This is a genomic window from Bacillus sp. LQ01 (assembly GCF_057624735.1).
Window position 1 is genome coordinate 39040 of record NZ_JBYEZL010000003.1, and the last position, 15272, is coordinate 54311.

The 15272-nt window shown below is 35.0% G+C and carries 18 protein-coding genes and 2 pseudogenes; 8 read left to right on the forward strand and 12 right to left on the reverse strand.

The window, feature by feature from the left end; translation table 11 throughout:
* Positions 1-430 precede the first annotated feature (430 nt).
* Positions 431-910 (forward strand): GyrI-like domain-containing protein, encoded by a 480-nt coding sequence (locus AC22L0_RS20830; protein ID WP_000902159.1) that lies wholly within the window; start codon positions 431-433, stop codon positions 908-910.
* Positions 911-1075: 165 nt separating this feature from the next.
* Positions 1076-2323: an MFS transporter gene (locus AC22L0_RS20835; RefSeq protein WP_000391942.1), complete on the forward strand. Its 1248-nt coding sequence runs from the start codon at positions 1076-1078 to the stop codon at positions 2321-2323.
* A gap of 17 nt (positions 2324-2340) precedes the next feature.
* On the opposite strand, the gene AC22L0_RS20840 is transcribed toward AC22L0_RS20835, so the two are convergent.
* Positions 2341-3222: a helix-turn-helix domain-containing protein gene (locus tag AC22L0_RS20840; RefSeq protein ID WP_000535260.1), complete on the reverse strand. Its 882-nt coding sequence runs from the start codon at positions 3220-3222 to the stop codon at positions 2341-2343.
* 79 nt (positions 3223-3301) lie between these two features.
* Between AC22L0_RS20840 and AC22L0_RS20845 the strand changes: the two genes are divergently transcribed.
* Entirely contained in the window at positions 3302-3763 is a 462-nt protein-coding gene (locus AC22L0_RS20845; RefSeq protein ID WP_000635484.1) for a 2-thiouracil desulfurase family protein, read from the forward strand.
* 29 nt (positions 3764-3792) lie between these two features.
* Here AC22L0_RS20845 and AC22L0_RS20850 read toward each other — a convergent pair whose 3' ends face one another.
* From AC22L0_RS20850 to AC22L0_RS20875, 6 genes and pseudogenes are all read right to left on the reverse strand, one after another.
* The gene (locus tag AC22L0_RS20850; RefSeq protein WP_000833145.1) at positions 3793-4146 is read right to left on the reverse strand and encodes a YxeA family protein; all 354 of its coding nucleotides are present in this window, start codon (positions 4144-4146) and stop codon (positions 3793-3795) included.
* 143 nt (positions 4147-4289) lie between these two features.
* Positions 4290-4358 (reverse strand): annotated as a pseudogene (locus AC22L0_RS20855) (methyltransferase); the annotation flags it as partial.
* A 411-nt stretch (positions 4359-4769) separates the two neighbouring features.
* A complete protein-coding gene (locus tag AC22L0_RS20860; RefSeq protein ID WP_000834604.1) occupies positions 4770-5540 on the reverse strand; it encodes a hypothetical protein in 771 nt (256 codons plus the stop codon).
* Positions 5541-5954: 414 nt separating this feature from the next.
* Positions 5955-6308 (reverse strand): HesB/IscA family protein, encoded by a 354-nt coding sequence (locus tag AC22L0_RS20865; RefSeq protein ID WP_000573825.1) that lies wholly within the window; start codon positions 6306-6308, stop codon positions 5955-5957.
* A gap of 41 nt (positions 6309-6349) precedes the next feature.
* Positions 6350-7216 carry a diaminopimelate epimerase gene (gene dapF / locus AC22L0_RS20870; RefSeq protein ID WP_000077397.1) on the reverse strand — a complete coding sequence of 289 codons (867 nt, stop codon included), beginning with the start codon at positions 7214-7216 and terminating at the stop codon, positions 6350-6352.
* A gap of 268 nt (positions 7217-7484) precedes the next feature.
* The gene (locus tag AC22L0_RS20875) at positions 7485-7724 is read right to left on the reverse strand and encodes a YuzB family protein (protein WP_000595026.1); all 240 of its coding nucleotides are present in this window, start codon (positions 7722-7724) and stop codon (positions 7485-7487) included.
* 346 nt (positions 7725-8070) lie between these two features.
* Between AC22L0_RS20875 and AC22L0_RS20880 the strand changes: the two genes are divergently transcribed.
* The 4 genes from AC22L0_RS20880 to AC22L0_RS20895 all read left to right on the forward strand — a co-directional run bounded on the left by AC22L0_RS20880 (position 8071) and on the right by AC22L0_RS20895 (position 11044).
* Positions 8071-9141: an NAD(P)/FAD-dependent oxidoreductase gene (locus AC22L0_RS20880; protein WP_000682077.1), complete on the forward strand. Its 1071-nt coding sequence runs from the start codon at positions 8071-8073 to the stop codon at positions 9139-9141.
* 233 nt (positions 9142-9374) lie between these two features.
* On the forward strand, positions 9375-9548 hold the full coding sequence (locus AC22L0_RS20885) for an aspartyl-phosphate phosphatase Spo0E family protein (RefSeq protein WP_001054089.1): 174 nt from the start codon (positions 9375-9377) through the stop codon (positions 9546-9548).
* A gap of 55 nt (positions 9549-9603) precedes the next feature.
* Entirely contained in the window at positions 9604-10263 is a 660-nt protein-coding gene (locus tag AC22L0_RS20890; protein ID WP_000470265.1) for an ABC transporter ATP-binding protein, read from the forward strand.
* Complete coding sequence (locus tag AC22L0_RS20895) at positions 10247-11044, forward strand: ABC transporter permease (RefSeq protein WP_000679246.1); 798 nt, start codon at positions 10247-10249, stop codon at positions 11042-11044. Before AC22L0_RS20890 ends, AC22L0_RS20895 begins: the two co-directional genes overlap by 17 nt.
* A gap of 220 nt (positions 11045-11264) precedes the next feature.
* On the opposite strand, the gene phnA is transcribed toward AC22L0_RS20895, so the two are convergent.
* The 3 genes from phnA to AC22L0_RS20910 all read right to left on the reverse strand — a co-directional run bounded on the left by phnA (position 11265) and on the right by AC22L0_RS20910 (position 12914).
* Positions 11265-11606 carry an alkylphosphonate utilization operon protein PhnA gene (gene phnA, locus AC22L0_RS20900; protein ID WP_000212737.1) on the reverse strand — a complete coding sequence of 114 codons (342 nt, stop codon included), beginning with the start codon at positions 11604-11606 and terminating at the stop codon, positions 11265-11267.
* A gap of 159 nt (positions 11607-11765) precedes the next feature.
* A complete protein-coding gene (locus AC22L0_RS20905) occupies positions 11766-12032 on the reverse strand; it encodes a hypothetical protein (protein WP_224765022.1) in 267 nt (88 codons plus the stop codon).
* 84 nt (positions 12033-12116) lie between these two features.
* Complete coding sequence (locus tag AC22L0_RS20910; protein WP_114159709.1) at positions 12117-12914, reverse strand: DUF2628 domain-containing protein; 798 nt, start codon at positions 12912-12914, stop codon at positions 12117-12119.
* Between the two features lie 367 nt (positions 12915-13281).
* Here AC22L0_RS20910 and AC22L0_RS20915 point away from each other — a divergent pair.
* A pseudogene (locus tag AC22L0_RS20915) lies at positions 13282-13614 on the forward strand (DUF4304 domain-containing protein); the annotation flags it as partial.
* A 50-nt stretch (positions 13615-13664) separates the two neighbouring features.
* On the opposite strand, the gene AC22L0_RS20920 reads toward AC22L0_RS20915, so the two are convergent.
* Both AC22L0_RS20920 and AC22L0_RS20925 read right to left on the reverse strand, forming a co-directional pair.
* Entirely contained in the window at positions 13665-14333 is a 669-nt protein-coding gene (locus AC22L0_RS20920) for a hypothetical protein (protein ID WP_000049704.1), read from the reverse strand.
* A gap of 123 nt (positions 14334-14456) precedes the next feature.
* Positions 14457-15251: a nucleotidyltransferase domain-containing protein gene (locus AC22L0_RS20925; RefSeq protein ID WP_139894700.1), complete on the reverse strand. Its 795-nt coding sequence runs from the start codon at positions 15249-15251 to the stop codon at positions 14457-14459.
* Between the last annotated feature and the right edge of the window lie 21 nt (positions 15252-15272).

Below are 15272 nucleotides of genomic sequence, written 5' to 3' on the forward strand. Positions count from 1 at the left end.
ACTTCATTTCAGTAACCCTTTCATTTAGTAGCCGAATACATAGCAATATATATCCACTCGCAACAATCCGACCTACGAAAATGTATCGTTGAAATCCCAATGTCAACAATATAAATCTCATAGAATATTACTATTTTAATTTATCAAAAATAACATATATACTGGACACTTATACAAACCTTTACCATACTTTTAATCTAGTAAAAACACCGTGCTGTATAGGTTTATATAACAGTTAAAGGATACTTAAAAATTTTAACATACTCCTCATCCTATTTATACATACAATAGAAAATTTACCATTTTTTAGTTATTTTCAGTTTGTTTTTTATGATTAAAATTTTCTAAAAATAACAACCGTTACATGTAAAAATATGTTATATTAAAACAAGAACAAATGTTCTTTTTTTTAAAAAAGGAGGAATTTTTTATGCTACACGAACCTATTATCGTAAAAAAAGAAGCTTTCCACGCAATCGGCGTTTCGGTTACGACGACTAATGAAAAAGAGGCATCTACTGAAGGAAACATTCCACAACTTTGGAACCGATACTTTCAAGAACAAATGATGCATCACATCCCAAATCAACAAACGAAAGAAACATTCGCTTTCTACTCAAACTACGAATCAGATGAAACCGGTACATATCAATTTACAATCGGTATGCCTGTTTCTTCATTAGAAGACGTTCCTGAAAATATGACAACTTTAACAATACCTGCCGCTACATATGCGGTATTTACAACAAGAAAAGGACCAGTTGCTGAAGTCGTTTGTGAAGCTTGGGAATATATTTGGAAATGGTCGAAAGAAAATAAACGTGCCTTCACAACAGACTTTGAGCTTTACGATGAAAGAGCGTTAGATCCAAACAACGTTCAATTGGATATTTATATTGCGTTAGCCTAAAAAAAGATGCCCATTCGGCATCTTTTTTTGTCGTTAAATAGCTACTGGGCAAATTCATTATTATTGTCTACAATGAGAAAGTGCAGTATAGAAATATTAGAAACTGTATAAAACGATTGTTAATAAGTTTTTTAGTTTAAATTCGTCACATAGAAAGGAAGCAATATGGAGGAACTACAACAAAATAAAACTGCTTTAGAAGGAAGCGGAAAACCGTTATTAAAAAATACGAATTTCCTTTTTCTTTGGGCAGCTACTCTTTTTTCAAGCTTTGCTTTAGCCTTTTTTACTTTTTCACAAACGTGGTACATAGCAAAAACATTAAACCTTGAAGCTTCACTCGGTGTTGTTTTCGTAGCCCTTAGTGTTCCAAGGCTTATTTTTATGATTGTCGGCGGCGCTGTAGCTGATAAATTCCCGAAAAAAAACATTATGTTTTACTCCAATATCATTCGAGCGATTCTTGTCGCAACCATTCTCACATGGTTCATTGTCGGTGATGTAACACTATATACATTTGCTTTATTCGCTTTATTCTTTGGACTTGCTGATGCTTTCTTCTGGTCAGCGGATGGATCTATCTTACCGGAATTGGTAGAAAAAAGCCGGTTAACACAAGCAAATTCACTTACACAAATGACGAACCAAGCATCGGTCATCTTAGGCCCTGTACTTGGTGGTATTCTCATTAAATTTACGAACTATGAGACAATCTTTTCCATTACGATTTTATTACTGATTGTCGCTGCCATACTCGTTCAAAAAATACAATTTACGATGCCAGAACAAAAAGATACAGATAAAGGTATGTTCACTTCCATTAAAGAAGGAATCTTATATGTAAAGGAATCGCCATTCCTTTCAACTTTCCTTATTTGTAGCGCTTTTTTAAACTTATTTTTAATCGGCCCGATGCAAGTTGGTTTCCCTCTTTTTGTTAAAAACGTTCTGCATGGTGATTCGCTCCAGTTTAGTTACTTAGAAGCATCTGTAGGCGGCGGAATGGCAATCGGTGCTATCATTGTAGGTTTAAAAAATATTAATCGTAGACGCGGTCTATTTTGTATTATCATGATGCTATTGTCTGGTGTATTCTTCTTAGCCATCAACTTTAGCACCGTACTTTGGCAAGCACTATTAGCCGGCATGTTTTATGGTATTACAATCGCAATGGCGATTGTACCGCTTATGGCAATGATTCAATCGACAGTAAAAGAAGAAATGATGGGACGCGTAATGAGTTTACTTATGCTATCATCAATGGGCTTTATCCCGCTCTCTTATGCATTCACATCACTTGCACTTGCAATGGGAATTCCAATCGTAACCGTTATGAAAAGTGGTGCAATAGCTGTTATCGTCTTCGTACTATTTGTAGCGATTCGTGTTCCAGTTGTAAGGAAGTTCGATTAGCCACTTAGAGTCATGTATTATACGCATGGCTCTTTTTTGAATGGATCAAATAGTGATATTCCCTTACTTCTCCTTAATGCTGCTCCCCATTCTAATCCAACCTCTAAAAATAAATCTCGCACTGTACTGTATAAAAGTGCCCCAATGTCTTTACGAATTTCCCCATATTTATATGCTCTTACAACACTTTTCACGCGCCAAATTAAATTTCCATACACTTCTTCGTCAGCTAATATTTGCTCTAGTAAAACACCTTGTTCTAGTAACCCACTCTTTTTATACGCAAGCTCGACCTTACTCCAAAATATATTAATTTTCTTCGGATTACTCGTCATCGGCACCAGTGCGTATATAAAAGGCTTCGGTATATCATGACGGCAATACGTCTCATCAAGCTCATACGTTCCTTTTCTTTTCTCTTTTATTTGTGAAATGTTTTTAGAAAGAATTGTTTCCCCAGCAATTTTTTGCTCATTTTTACTACAGCCAGTTGCATTATCCTCAGTTTTACAAGCGGACATTTTCATACGGTCATCCATGCGGTCAATCGCAGATGTAAGAAATACATATAAGTTCGCACTATACCCGCCGCGTTTATGCCTTTCTTTTGTTGCAACACGCTTTATAATTCCTAGTTCCTCTAACTTTGCAATTGAACGGCGTACTGTACGAATACTCTTTCCAACATTCGTCGCAATCGTCCCCATTAATGGACAAGCGACTCCTACTGTTTTTTGTTTCTCATTCACCGCATATTTTCCTAAAAAATGAATAATGATAGAATCAGTTTTATTCAATTGAAATCGGTAGCACTTCAAAACTTGTTTTTGATATGTATTAAACTCTTCTTTACTTCGAAATTCACTATATGGTTTCATTAAATTATATAAGCTTCCCATTTATATCACCTCATTTATAAGTAAGAGGCAGGAAGCGAAATTGGCGTGATAGTTAATATTTTTTAATGGAGATGAAAATATGATCGTAATTAGCGCTTGTTTAGGTGGGATTGCTTGCCGTTATGACGGGAATGACAATCTCGTTTCAAAAATAGAGGAGCTTCTGCAAAAAGAAGATACAGTCCTCATTTGCCCTGAAGTATTAGGAGGACTACCAACACCTCGTCCTTCCGCTGAAATTATTGGCGGGAATGGCGATGACGTTTTAGACGGAAAAGCGAAAGTGATAACAAAAAATGGTGAAGATGTCACAGCAGCTTTCGTAAATGGTGCTTATAAAGCATTAGAACAAATTAAAGATTTACACCCAGAATATATTATTTTAAAAGAACGCAGCCCATCTTGTGGTAGTTCTACGATTTACACTGGAGAATTTAACGGTAATAAGCAAACTGGTTTCGGAGTGACAACTGCTTTATTTAAAAGACACGGATTTAAAGTCATTTCAGAAGAAGAATTTGAAAACAAAAAAAGGAATTGACCCTGTTCGTCAATTCCTTTTTATCTGTCTTATTTCACACTTAGTTTTTCTTTCACTTTCGCTGGAAGCTCGTCTTTTTTCACTTCTTCCCAAGCTGTTACACCTTTTTTATCTGAGTGGTATACGCGTAGGAATGCTTCTTTACGAAGATTTTTTTGAGCTATGAATTCTAATTCTTTCTCTTTACCGTCTTTATCAAAGCCAGTCAGCTTATATTCATAATCTTTAAATTTCTGCCCATTACTAGCTTTACTATCAAATTCTTTTCCATCTACTGTAATTTGAACATAATACTCATCTTTACCCATACGGTTTAAATCACAACCAACTAACAAACTTGCAAATACAACTAAAATACTAAATAGTGCAATGTATCTTTTCATTTCCTTCACCTCATATGTTTTTTCTTATATTCTTATCTTAAAGCCCGGAGCTTAAAGAAGAAATTCAAAAACATGACATGAACATTACACTTTTGTAAGATAATAATTATTTCTTCACTTTAGAAATTGTCATTCCATTAAGCTTCTGTATAACGTTTTTGTTTCTCACGCTCATCAGCTACACTACCGCCAATAACGTCTTTCACGCCAATTTCGCCACTTATCACGTAATTTCCTTATACCGTTTATTACGCCTTCTATTATGCCCTCAATTATAATCTCTATTACAAGATATCTCACTAAACTAATAATAGGTTTAATTACGTATCTCCCTATAAATTCAAGAATATCCTCCATCATATTTTCCTCCTTCTTTTAAAAGGAAGCTGCTACTCCTCCGCGTCCAGTTACAATTTCTGCCCTACTGCGGTATATATCAACAAAGATAATACGACAACAACATCCACGATAACGCTATTGAATTTGGAAGAAACTTCGGTAAATACTAATACTGTAGTTAACATGGCTAAGAGAATTATTTTTTCACCTATATTCGGAGATGCTCCCAAAAACTTTATAAAATCAAAGACAACTTTACTACAATTCTTCCCGTAACTAATTTATTATCGTGGTAAACCGTCTTCCACTACATCCGTAACAGTTCCATTCGGTTCAAAGATTACACGTAATGATCCTTCTCCACCATAACCAGTATAGTCATATACTGAATAAGATTTATATTTCTCAATCACATGTGGCTGTCCAATTGCAGCTTTTACCTGATTCGCGGGCATACCTTTTTTGATTTTCAAATAATGATTGTAACTTACTGCTGCCGAATTGTTATTTACATCTTTATACCACGGTACACGATCGTTTTTTTCTTCATATTCCTTTACAGGCCCTTCACTACGTTTCGTAAATACCTGATTCTCTTTATCTGTATCTTTATCTTCATCCTTTATAGCAGTACGTTCAATGTTTACAACATAACCATATGTATTTAATTCAACCATAATTTCATATGTACCATCCGTATCTTTTTCAGTATAAAATACGCGTTTTTCATGGTTATTATAATGTTTTATGTTCTCACCACCATAGTCAATCGTATTAAGAATATCCGTATACGTCATCCCTTCCTCAATCTTTTGAGATTCATCATGAGAAATATAACGCTTTTGTGATGATGGTGCATCCTCATTTTTAATACTTTCACGTTTGCTCGTAGTCATAGGTGTTTTCTTCTGATCTTTTAGTACTTCACCTTCCGCCTTCGCTGGTTGCTTTGCTCCTGCTTTTGTTAATACGTCTGTATCGCTAGAACAAGCTCCCAAAATCGATACTGTAGTCAACGCCATCCCTACTATAAGTACTCTCTTAAATGACTTCACTCTAATCCCCCCGGTGTTTTTTATATCTAATAATCAACGTATTTTAATTAATACGGAACTATTCAGTTCTATACAATTTGCTATAGCCTTCTCGCTCATGCACCTTTTTTGTATAAAGTGAAACTTTAATCAGCCCTCGCCAATCATCTTCGTTACAAATATTAACATTAAATATAACTAATAAATAGTATATTTTTGCTAATCATTTACATTTTTTCTACATAATCTTATCTTAAAATGAACAATATGAATCTCGAATTCACAGCATTAATCATATATACCATATATAATAACATTTAAATTAATATCTAAATTAACTTTACATACATTTCCTGTTTTAACGCAAAAAGAAAAGACCTTTCTAACGATTTTATTCTATCGCTAAAAAGGTCTTTCTCTATTTCTGCTAAAAACTTAGCACTCTTCTGGCTTACCAGCATTCGATGCTGTACGGAAAGATGATCCACATCCGCATGATGCGATTGCGTTTGGATTGTCGATTGTGAATCCGCCGCCAAGCATAGATTGTTTATAGTCAATTTTTACTCCTTTAACAATTGGAGCACTTTCTGTATCGATAACAAATTCAACACCGAAAAACTCAAGCACTGTGTCGTCTTCTTTTGGTTCTACTTCAAATCCTAAGCCGTAAGAAAGACCGCTACATCCGCCGCCGTGTACAGCAAGGCGCACATACTTCTCTCCATCTTCAGCATCTTTTAACATATCTTTAATTTGAAAAGCTGCTTGTTCTGTTACTTCAATCATGAAATACACCTTCCTTTCTGTTCTTAGTCCATTATACATCTTTACGCTTCTATCTTGTACTCATACACTCCGCGGCAAATTACTTCCGCAGGTCCTTTCATCAACACGTTTCCTTCTTCAGTCCACGCAATCATTAAATCGCCGCCAGCTAAATGGACTGTAATTTCCTTACCACGTTCCATCTTTCCATTTAAAATAGCAGCTACAACTGCAGCGCACGCTCCTGTTCCGCAAGCTTGCGTTACACCAGATCCACGTTCCCAAACGCGGAAGTTCATCTCGTCATTATTCAAAATTTCGATAAACTCAACATTTACTCGCTCTGGGAACATTTCATGTGTCTCGAGAACTGGTCCAAGTGTTGTAAGAGGTGCTTTTTCTACATCATCAACAAAAATAACCGCATGCGGATTTCCCATTGAAACAGCTGTAAATGCATAACGATGATTATTGTATAAGAAGTTTTCACGAATAAATGGTGTTTCACCTTCACCAAGCATCGGTATTTCTGCACGTGTTAGACGAGGTGCTCCCATATCGATTTTTGCTAATGTCACGACACCATCTTCTACTGTTACTTCAGCCGTTACAATACCAGCTAACGTTTCAATTGTGAAAACTGTTTCTTCTACTAGTTTATGCTCATACGCATATTTCGCTACGCAGCGTAAACCGTTACCACAGCTCTTTCCTTCAGAACCATCATTATTAAACATACGCATCTTCACCGGAGCTACGTCTGAAGGGCAAATTAAAATCATCCCGTCTGCTCCAATACCAGTATTAATATTTGAAACCTTTTCGGCCACAAGGGCTAAATCTTCTTCAGGAATTTGCTCTTCAAACATATTTACATATATATAACTATTGCCAAGACCATGCATTTTTGTAAAAGAAAATTGGCTCATTTATATTCACTCCAAAAATAATTTGTTATGTTAAGTATAAAATGCATGCTTTTAGAACACAATATGAATGTCCCCCGTTTCTCATATTTGACAACGTTTGGCGATGAGCCACTCTTACACAATTTGTGTAAGAAAAAAGCCCTTCTAAAAAGGGCCTTTTTTTATTTATCCTACTATTTTCGATTGGGGAAGACTAATACTCAGTATTAGTCTTCCCCACGAAATAAAGTTTTATCTAATGAAAAAGGTGCTACTAATTCGCAACACCTTAAAACATTGGATTTTCATCCAAATACTCATATACATTATTAACAAGCTCTTCTACTGTTGCACCTTGTACAACTTCACCATTTACAAGTGCAAATGGTCCTTCAAAACAAATGCCACAATATCCTAAACAACCATACTCCATTACATCTAAATTCGGATCTTTTTCTAATTTTTCTAGAGCTGCTTGTGAACCACTTGCAAGGTTACCTACACAAAATTCAATTAATGGTTTAATCAAAATTCTCCCCCCTGTACTACAAAACAAATTACCTTTTCACTTTATCTATAAGAAGAAAACTAAGCTGTTTCTTGTTGTTTTCGTTACACAGTCTAAACTATTTAGTTACTTCATTACTTCACTTCAAAGTAGATGATTTCTTCTATATAACATGCTACTTACAATGAAAGAGTAACTTAAAAAGAAAAACAGTTTACTTTTCTTCTTATTGTACAACAGAGTATTCATTCATGCATTGTTATTTGTTCACAAATTCGATATAATTTGATTGAGTAAAGTCAAAATATTTTATTAATATAAAATTTTATGATTAGGGGATATTTCAACAGAAAAGGGGTAATCCATCATGAAACACCTCGTAATACTAGGTGGGGGCTACGGTGGAATGAGAATTCTGCAAAGGCTACTTCCAAGCAACCAACTTCCAGATGATGTACAAGTGACATTAATCGACAAAGTACCATATCATTGCTTCAAAACTGAATATTATGCATTAGTTGCGGGTACTATTTCAGAAACGCATATTCGTATACCGTTTCCTGAACACCCACGCCTCAATATTCAATACGGCACAGTAACAAATATTGACCTCGAAGAAAAAGCTGTTCATCTTGATGGCGGCGAAGCGATCCAATATGATGATTTAATTATCGGACTTGGCTGTGAAGATAAATATCATAACGTTCCTGGAGCTAGAGAATATACACATAGTCTACAATCAATTGAACAAACACGTAAGACATATGAACAATTAAATAGTCTAGAACCAAATGCAACAGTAGCTGTCGTTGGTGCTGGCTTAAGTGGCGTTGAAGTAGCAAGTGAACTTCGTGAAAGCCGTTCTGATTTAAAAATCTATTTATTTGATCGAAAAGATAGAATTTTATTCCCATATCCAGAGAAATTAAGTAGATACGTAGAAGAATGGTTTGTAAAGCATAAAGTTAACATTATACGAAACTCTAACATTACAAAAGTAGAACCAAATATTGTGTACAACCACGATGAACCACTTGAATGTGATGCAATCGTCTGGACAGCTGGTATTCAAGCAAATGAAGTTGTTCGAAACCTTCCAGTTGAACAAGATGGTAGCGGACGGGTTGTCTTAACTAAATATCATAATATTCCAAATAACGATCATGTTTACGTTGTAGGAGATTGCGCAGCACTTCCACATGCACCATCTGCCCAACTGGCTGAAGGTCAAGGAGAACAAATTGTCCAAATATTATTAAAACGTTGGAATAATGAACCACTCCCGGATGAACTACCTGTTATTAAATTAAAAGGTGTTCTAGGATCTCTTGGTAAGAAGCACGGCTTTGGTTTACTAGCAAACCAACCATTAATGGGACGTGTACCGAGATTATTAAAATCTGGTCTTCTTTGGATGTACAAATATCATAAAGGTTAATACCTTACAGGCTGTCTACTATGTAGGCAGCCTCTTTGCATCAGTTTTTAAAAATTATCAGACACATCTTTCTCAATATTTATAATGATTTATTTTTCATTTTTATATTAAAAAATATTGATAAACATTGTATGCTATTTGTAAGTTGTTTTATTACTTCCTTTAAGACCGAGTTCATTCGGTCTTATTTTTTATGTGATAAATACTTTTGTAGGAGGCATTACATTCCACTTATGAACTTATCGAAACTAAACAATCGAATAGAAGCGAAAAAGAAAGAGTTGATCTATCTCGTTGAACGATACGGATTCACTCATGATAAAGTGATTTCTTTCAGCCAAGAATTAGATCGTTTACTTAACTTATTAATAAAACTCAAGACGAAGAAAAAACGTTGTTCGTTATAACCATTTTCCCCTCTTTCTTTGATACGATATAACTAGAATCAGAAAGGAGCGATTTATGTTTATATTAAAAGACGTTATATATAAAGATATACTACACATTCCTTATTTACAGATTCAAAAAGAAAAGATTACTTGTATTATCGGTGAAAGCGGAAGCGGAAAAAGCACATTACTTCGCATGTTAAACGATTTACAATCCCCAACATCCGGTACAATTGAATATAACGGAAAGTTAATTTCTGATTATTACCCTATTCAATTACGTCGTGACGTAGTTATGCTTGGGCAAACTCCACCTATTTTTGATGGAACCGTTAAAGACAACCTATTAATGGGACTTCGTCTTTCTGAAAAACCATTTCCAAATGATGATGCCCTGCGGAGTGCATTACAAACCGTTAGCTTAGACAAGCAATTAGAAGATAGCACCTCCTCATTATCCGGCGGTGAAAAACAAAGACTTGCCTTTGCACGTATCGTACTTATGGATCCGCCTGTCTATTTATTAGATGAACCCACTTCAGCATTAGACAGTGATACAGAACGCCGCGTTATGAAACAATTTACTGAACTAGCACGAAAAAAGAAAAAAACAGTTATCTTCATCACACACTCGCAACAACTTCCAGAAGAAATTGCAGACGATATTATTGAAATTAGCAAAACAAAGGGTGCAACTAGAAAGGAAGTGCTCTCAGTTGAAGGGCGTTATTGAACTCCAAATTTGGCAACTTGCAGCTGCCTATATTTTCATTCTTATTTTAATTGGACTTGTAAAATTAAAAGGAATACCTCGCGAAAAACAAATCGCGCTCGCAACATTCCGTATGACGATTCAGCTCGTACTTGTTGCATATGTCCTTACATACGTATTTGAAAACAGTAATCCATTTTATACAATCGCTCTCATCACTTCTATTACTACCTTTGCAATTTTTAATATTTATAAACGGGTTAACATCCCAATGTCTAAAGAATTAAAACGAGTAGCCGCCCTTTCCATGATCGCCGGATCAATTGGACCACTTCTACTATTTATCTTTGTTATTATCGGTCATGACCCTTGGTATGCTCCGCAATATATCGTCCCTATTACAGGAATGTTAGTTGGGAATGCCATGACTGGTGTTTCTCTTGGTGCAAATACGTTCTTAAACAATATGAAATCGCAAAGAGGTCAAATTGAAGGTGCACTTATGCTCGGCGCAACACCGAAAGAAGCAGCTGCTCCGCTCATTCGAGACGCTTTTGACTCTGCTATTTTACCAACAATTAATTCTATGGTCGGAATGGGAATTATAAGCTTACCAGGCATGATGACTGGTCAAATATTATCCGGTGTATCACCATTCACAGCCATTCAATATCAAATCGCCATCATACTCGGTATTTCTGGAAGTACTGCCTTTGCTGTCATTATCTTTTTACAGCTTGGATATAAAACGTTCTTTAATAAGCGATGTCAGTTGAAAGAGGTTGACTATGATGCGAGGTAAATCGTAACTTTCGCTCAGTAAATGATGCATCGTTCTCGGTGAGTGAAATTATATTAACGATTTTTTCAATATATCTATCATAACTTGCAATATATCAACGATTTTTCAAATATATCTATCATAACTCAGAATATATCAACGATTTTGTACGAAATATCGATTTACCGACAAAAAGTGACATAATAAAAAGAGGAGGCTATTCGCCTCCTCTTCTATTTACTTATGCCTTCTTAACGAACTGTGATTTTAACTTCATAGCTCCGAAACCGTCGATTTTGCAATCGATATCGTGATCGCCATCAACTAGACGGATACTCTTTACTTTCGTACCGATCTTCACAACTGAAGAAGTTCCTTTTACTTTTAAATCTTTAATAACAGTAACAGCGTCGCCATCTTGAAGAACGTTTCCGTTCGCATCTTTTACAACTTTTGCACCATCATTATTTTCAGCTTCTGCTTCTTGGCCCCACTCATGAGCACATTCTGGACATACGAAAAGAACGCCATCCTCATACGTATATTCTGAATTACATTTTGGACAATTTGGTAAAGTAGCCATAAATTCATTTCCTCCGTTCATTATTTATACGTAAAAATCAAAATTGATGTTTACATCTCGATAAATAAAATTTGTATAGCATTTCTTTATAGTGCCATAGTCTCACGTTATTGACAACCCTACCTCAAATTCTCATTTTTTATTGTATTTTACAAAATTTCAATTTGTATGCCGTTTTTCTATTTGCTCTTCTACTAATTTTAAAAATCTTCGTTGTGCATTTTTATTTTTTACGAGCAATCGAACTCTTAGCTTACTTTGTAAATATGAGCGAACTTTGTAGTTCGTAATAAATAACTTTCGATACTTCTCGTCTTCATATATCATTCGAAACCATTCATACTGCTGCAAGTAACGTATGTTAACATCAATCTTTTTCGTGTGTAAACCCGTACTTAAACTAATAGATCCTATTAGAGCTTCTATTCATGCTGAAATCATTTCTCTCCCCCTAATAAACAAAAGAAGAACCTTCACAAGATTCTTCTTTTCAAAATGAACGAGTTCTCTCTAGAAACCCAAATTATTTTCTTCAATGTAAATTTGATATTCTTCCACTTCTTCTTCACTTAACTTCTTATTATTTTCATATACCTCTTGCCACTCGAAATAATCTTCATCGAAATAAACAGCAAATTTAATTTTCACGTTTTTCTTCTCTGTATAATCATAACCAGTAAACTCTACTACGTCATAATCTTTTTCTTTCTTCACAAACTTCCAAGTTGGATTATCAGTCATAATCTCTAACGTAACCCCTTCACCACTTGAACGAACAACGTTTTTAATATTCGGTTCAGTTGGTAAAAAGGACAGCCCGAACGCAGCTAACCCAAACACAATCCCGACTATAATCTGTAAACCAATCATACCAGCAATACTCACGCCACCCTTTGATTGTAAGAAATACGCCTTCTCATGATCAGACGCATCTTCTCCCTTACGAAAAACACGAACAGCATGCTTATAATATAAACGGTTTCCTTGCCATCCAGTAAATATCATCATTCCTAATTGAAGAGCTAAACTAAATGTTACATAAATCCCATCTGGAATATCTATAAAAGGGGGTATAAATATACTAGGTATAGCCAATAACGCAAATATAATAAATAACTTATACATTTTTCGATAAGCTAACCAAAAAGTTGGGAAGAAAAAGGCTACCCAATTCCATGTATTCCCTTGCGCTGGATTTTCTACTTTCCCCCACTTAAAGTCATAATAAGCTGTATTCTTTTGAACAACTTTATGTAATTCTTGTGGAGAAATCGTTTCTTTTAAAACAGTGTCCTTCACGTACATCATCCTTTTCTTATTTCTATATACATTTATTGTATATGCACAAAATGAAGGAATCTAACAAAAAGTACACATATTTCATAAAAATGAACGGAAATCGAATATATTCCGACAATTATCCGTTTCTTATTTCATTTTACTTTTAAATATATTAAAATAATCATGTATCATATATTTAATACACTAAGTTAATTATTTTATATATTCACTAAAAAGGATGCATCAAAATCATTTTTATACATCTTTTTTAGTGAATATATACTACTATTTTAAAACAAACATCTCGACTTAAAAGAGCTCACAAATTAGCCTTCTACTATTTCAAACATATTTCCACTTACACAACTCATGAATAGTTCATTATTAACTTCCTCTGCATAATGTTTCACATGAAACTATCAACATTCTGGGTTACCTTTCTACTATTTTCGACTGGTTTCAAACGTGGACATCTTATGAAAATTTAGTGGAAATAAATATACATTCCATTACTCCGGTACTAGCTGTCGTTCCAATATTAGAAGAAAAAGCGTTTCTACTTCTTACCTGTTTTTCTTTCTACAAATTAAAACAGTACGAACAAGCTAATTGCTACTTACAGCAATATTTACATTGCACCGTGCATCTGAATACTAAGGAAAAAGAGCCCATATTCTTTCACGAAGTTGATATGTATATGAAAAAACTATTAGAAAGTGCAATGTAATTTCACATTGTTCTTTCTAATAGTCCTTTATCACAATTTTATATCCTATCCTACAACTCCCAAGTAATATTCATTTCTGCAAATGACTCCTTACTAGCTTCCAATCCTTCGCTATCTTCCGTTCCAATCATTGCTACTTCTTCTTTAGACAACTTAATTTCCTCATTTGGCCTTTGGATTTTTTTCTCATACACGAGTTGTAAAAGCTCTATTTGTTCCTCTGTCAGTTCATACTCTTCTTCCAGTCTTTCCATTGCTGATTCTGTATCAAGTAATGGAATTTCTAATAAGAATCCACCGTGCTCTTCCATCTCTTCAAATGAATCAATTGAATACGCACCACTATCCTCAATCCAAAATGCAGTTGTAATAAAAGGAACTGTTTCGCCTTCTACTTCTTCTAATACGTATTGAAGTGCTTCTTCTTTCGCAATATCTATTACTTCCGAAGGTGCCCCTTCAAAATAACTTTTCGCATCAATCCACTCATCCATTCTCTCACTATTCACATCTTGAAGACATACAATCGTGTAATTCGGATGAAACGTAATTGCCCCTTGTCCGCCTTGGCTATCTTGCATACTATAGTTAAATCCATCCCATGAACTTTCATGTGAGAAATCTGGACAATGCGCTACATTAATTGCATGGGCAATCGAATTTAAAACGCATCCTTTCCATAATTGTTCTCTATCTATATGTAATTTATATTTACTCATCATCTTCCCCCATGCACATATTTTTTTCTATTATTTTTCCTCTACACAATACTTGTAAATACTTTTCTATCTACTACAAAATGAAAAAGACAATACACCCCACTGTATTGTCCATTTTCTTCCCTACCATTTCTCTCTACACGTCTCAATTAAATGCAGTAAGTACCTCTTCGTCATATCTGCCCTTCTCCACCTTGAGATCATTCGCTTTTCTTTTGGGTTCTGCCGTATTCTAGCTACTTCTTTTAATAAAAGCTCCCATTCTTCCGCTGAACGTTGTGACAAGTATTGCAAGCCTCTATCTTTTGAAACGATTGTTTTATGATCTAGTGTATATAAAATACGTCCCATCGTAACGACAGCTGATTCTACCCACTCTTCTATAAAAAATAAATATGGCTTCTTCGCCTTTTCACTCCAGTACTGTTCTACGTTATATTTCATCGTATTTACTACATCATTCCATTGTATTTGCAGTGGAAGATCTTCTGCTTCTTTTCCGGTAACTGTAATGCCTTGATTTTTCAACGTCCACCATGTGACCGCATTAATGTCCCAATGACCAACATTAGCTTTACCATCTGCACAATACACATACTCGTTCATTTCATCATTGTATTTCCCTAAGTCAGCAAGCGGAATATACATACCGTCCATTCTTTTACCTAGCATATTATCACTAAGTTTCTTATGTAGTTCCACAAGCTGCTGTTTTTCAGCTTCATTCACGGAATCTTTTATCACTGTAACAAAATCAACATCGCTCGTTTCCTTATGAAATGCACCTAGTGCGATGGATCCGTAAATATATACCCCGACTATTTTTTCATCCAAAAAAATTTCTTTTAATTCTACTGTGTACCGCTCCATTAACTGCTCTACTTCCGTTGGTAACGCATGCTTCACTCCATTTTTCATATCTATCCCTCCAATAAAAAA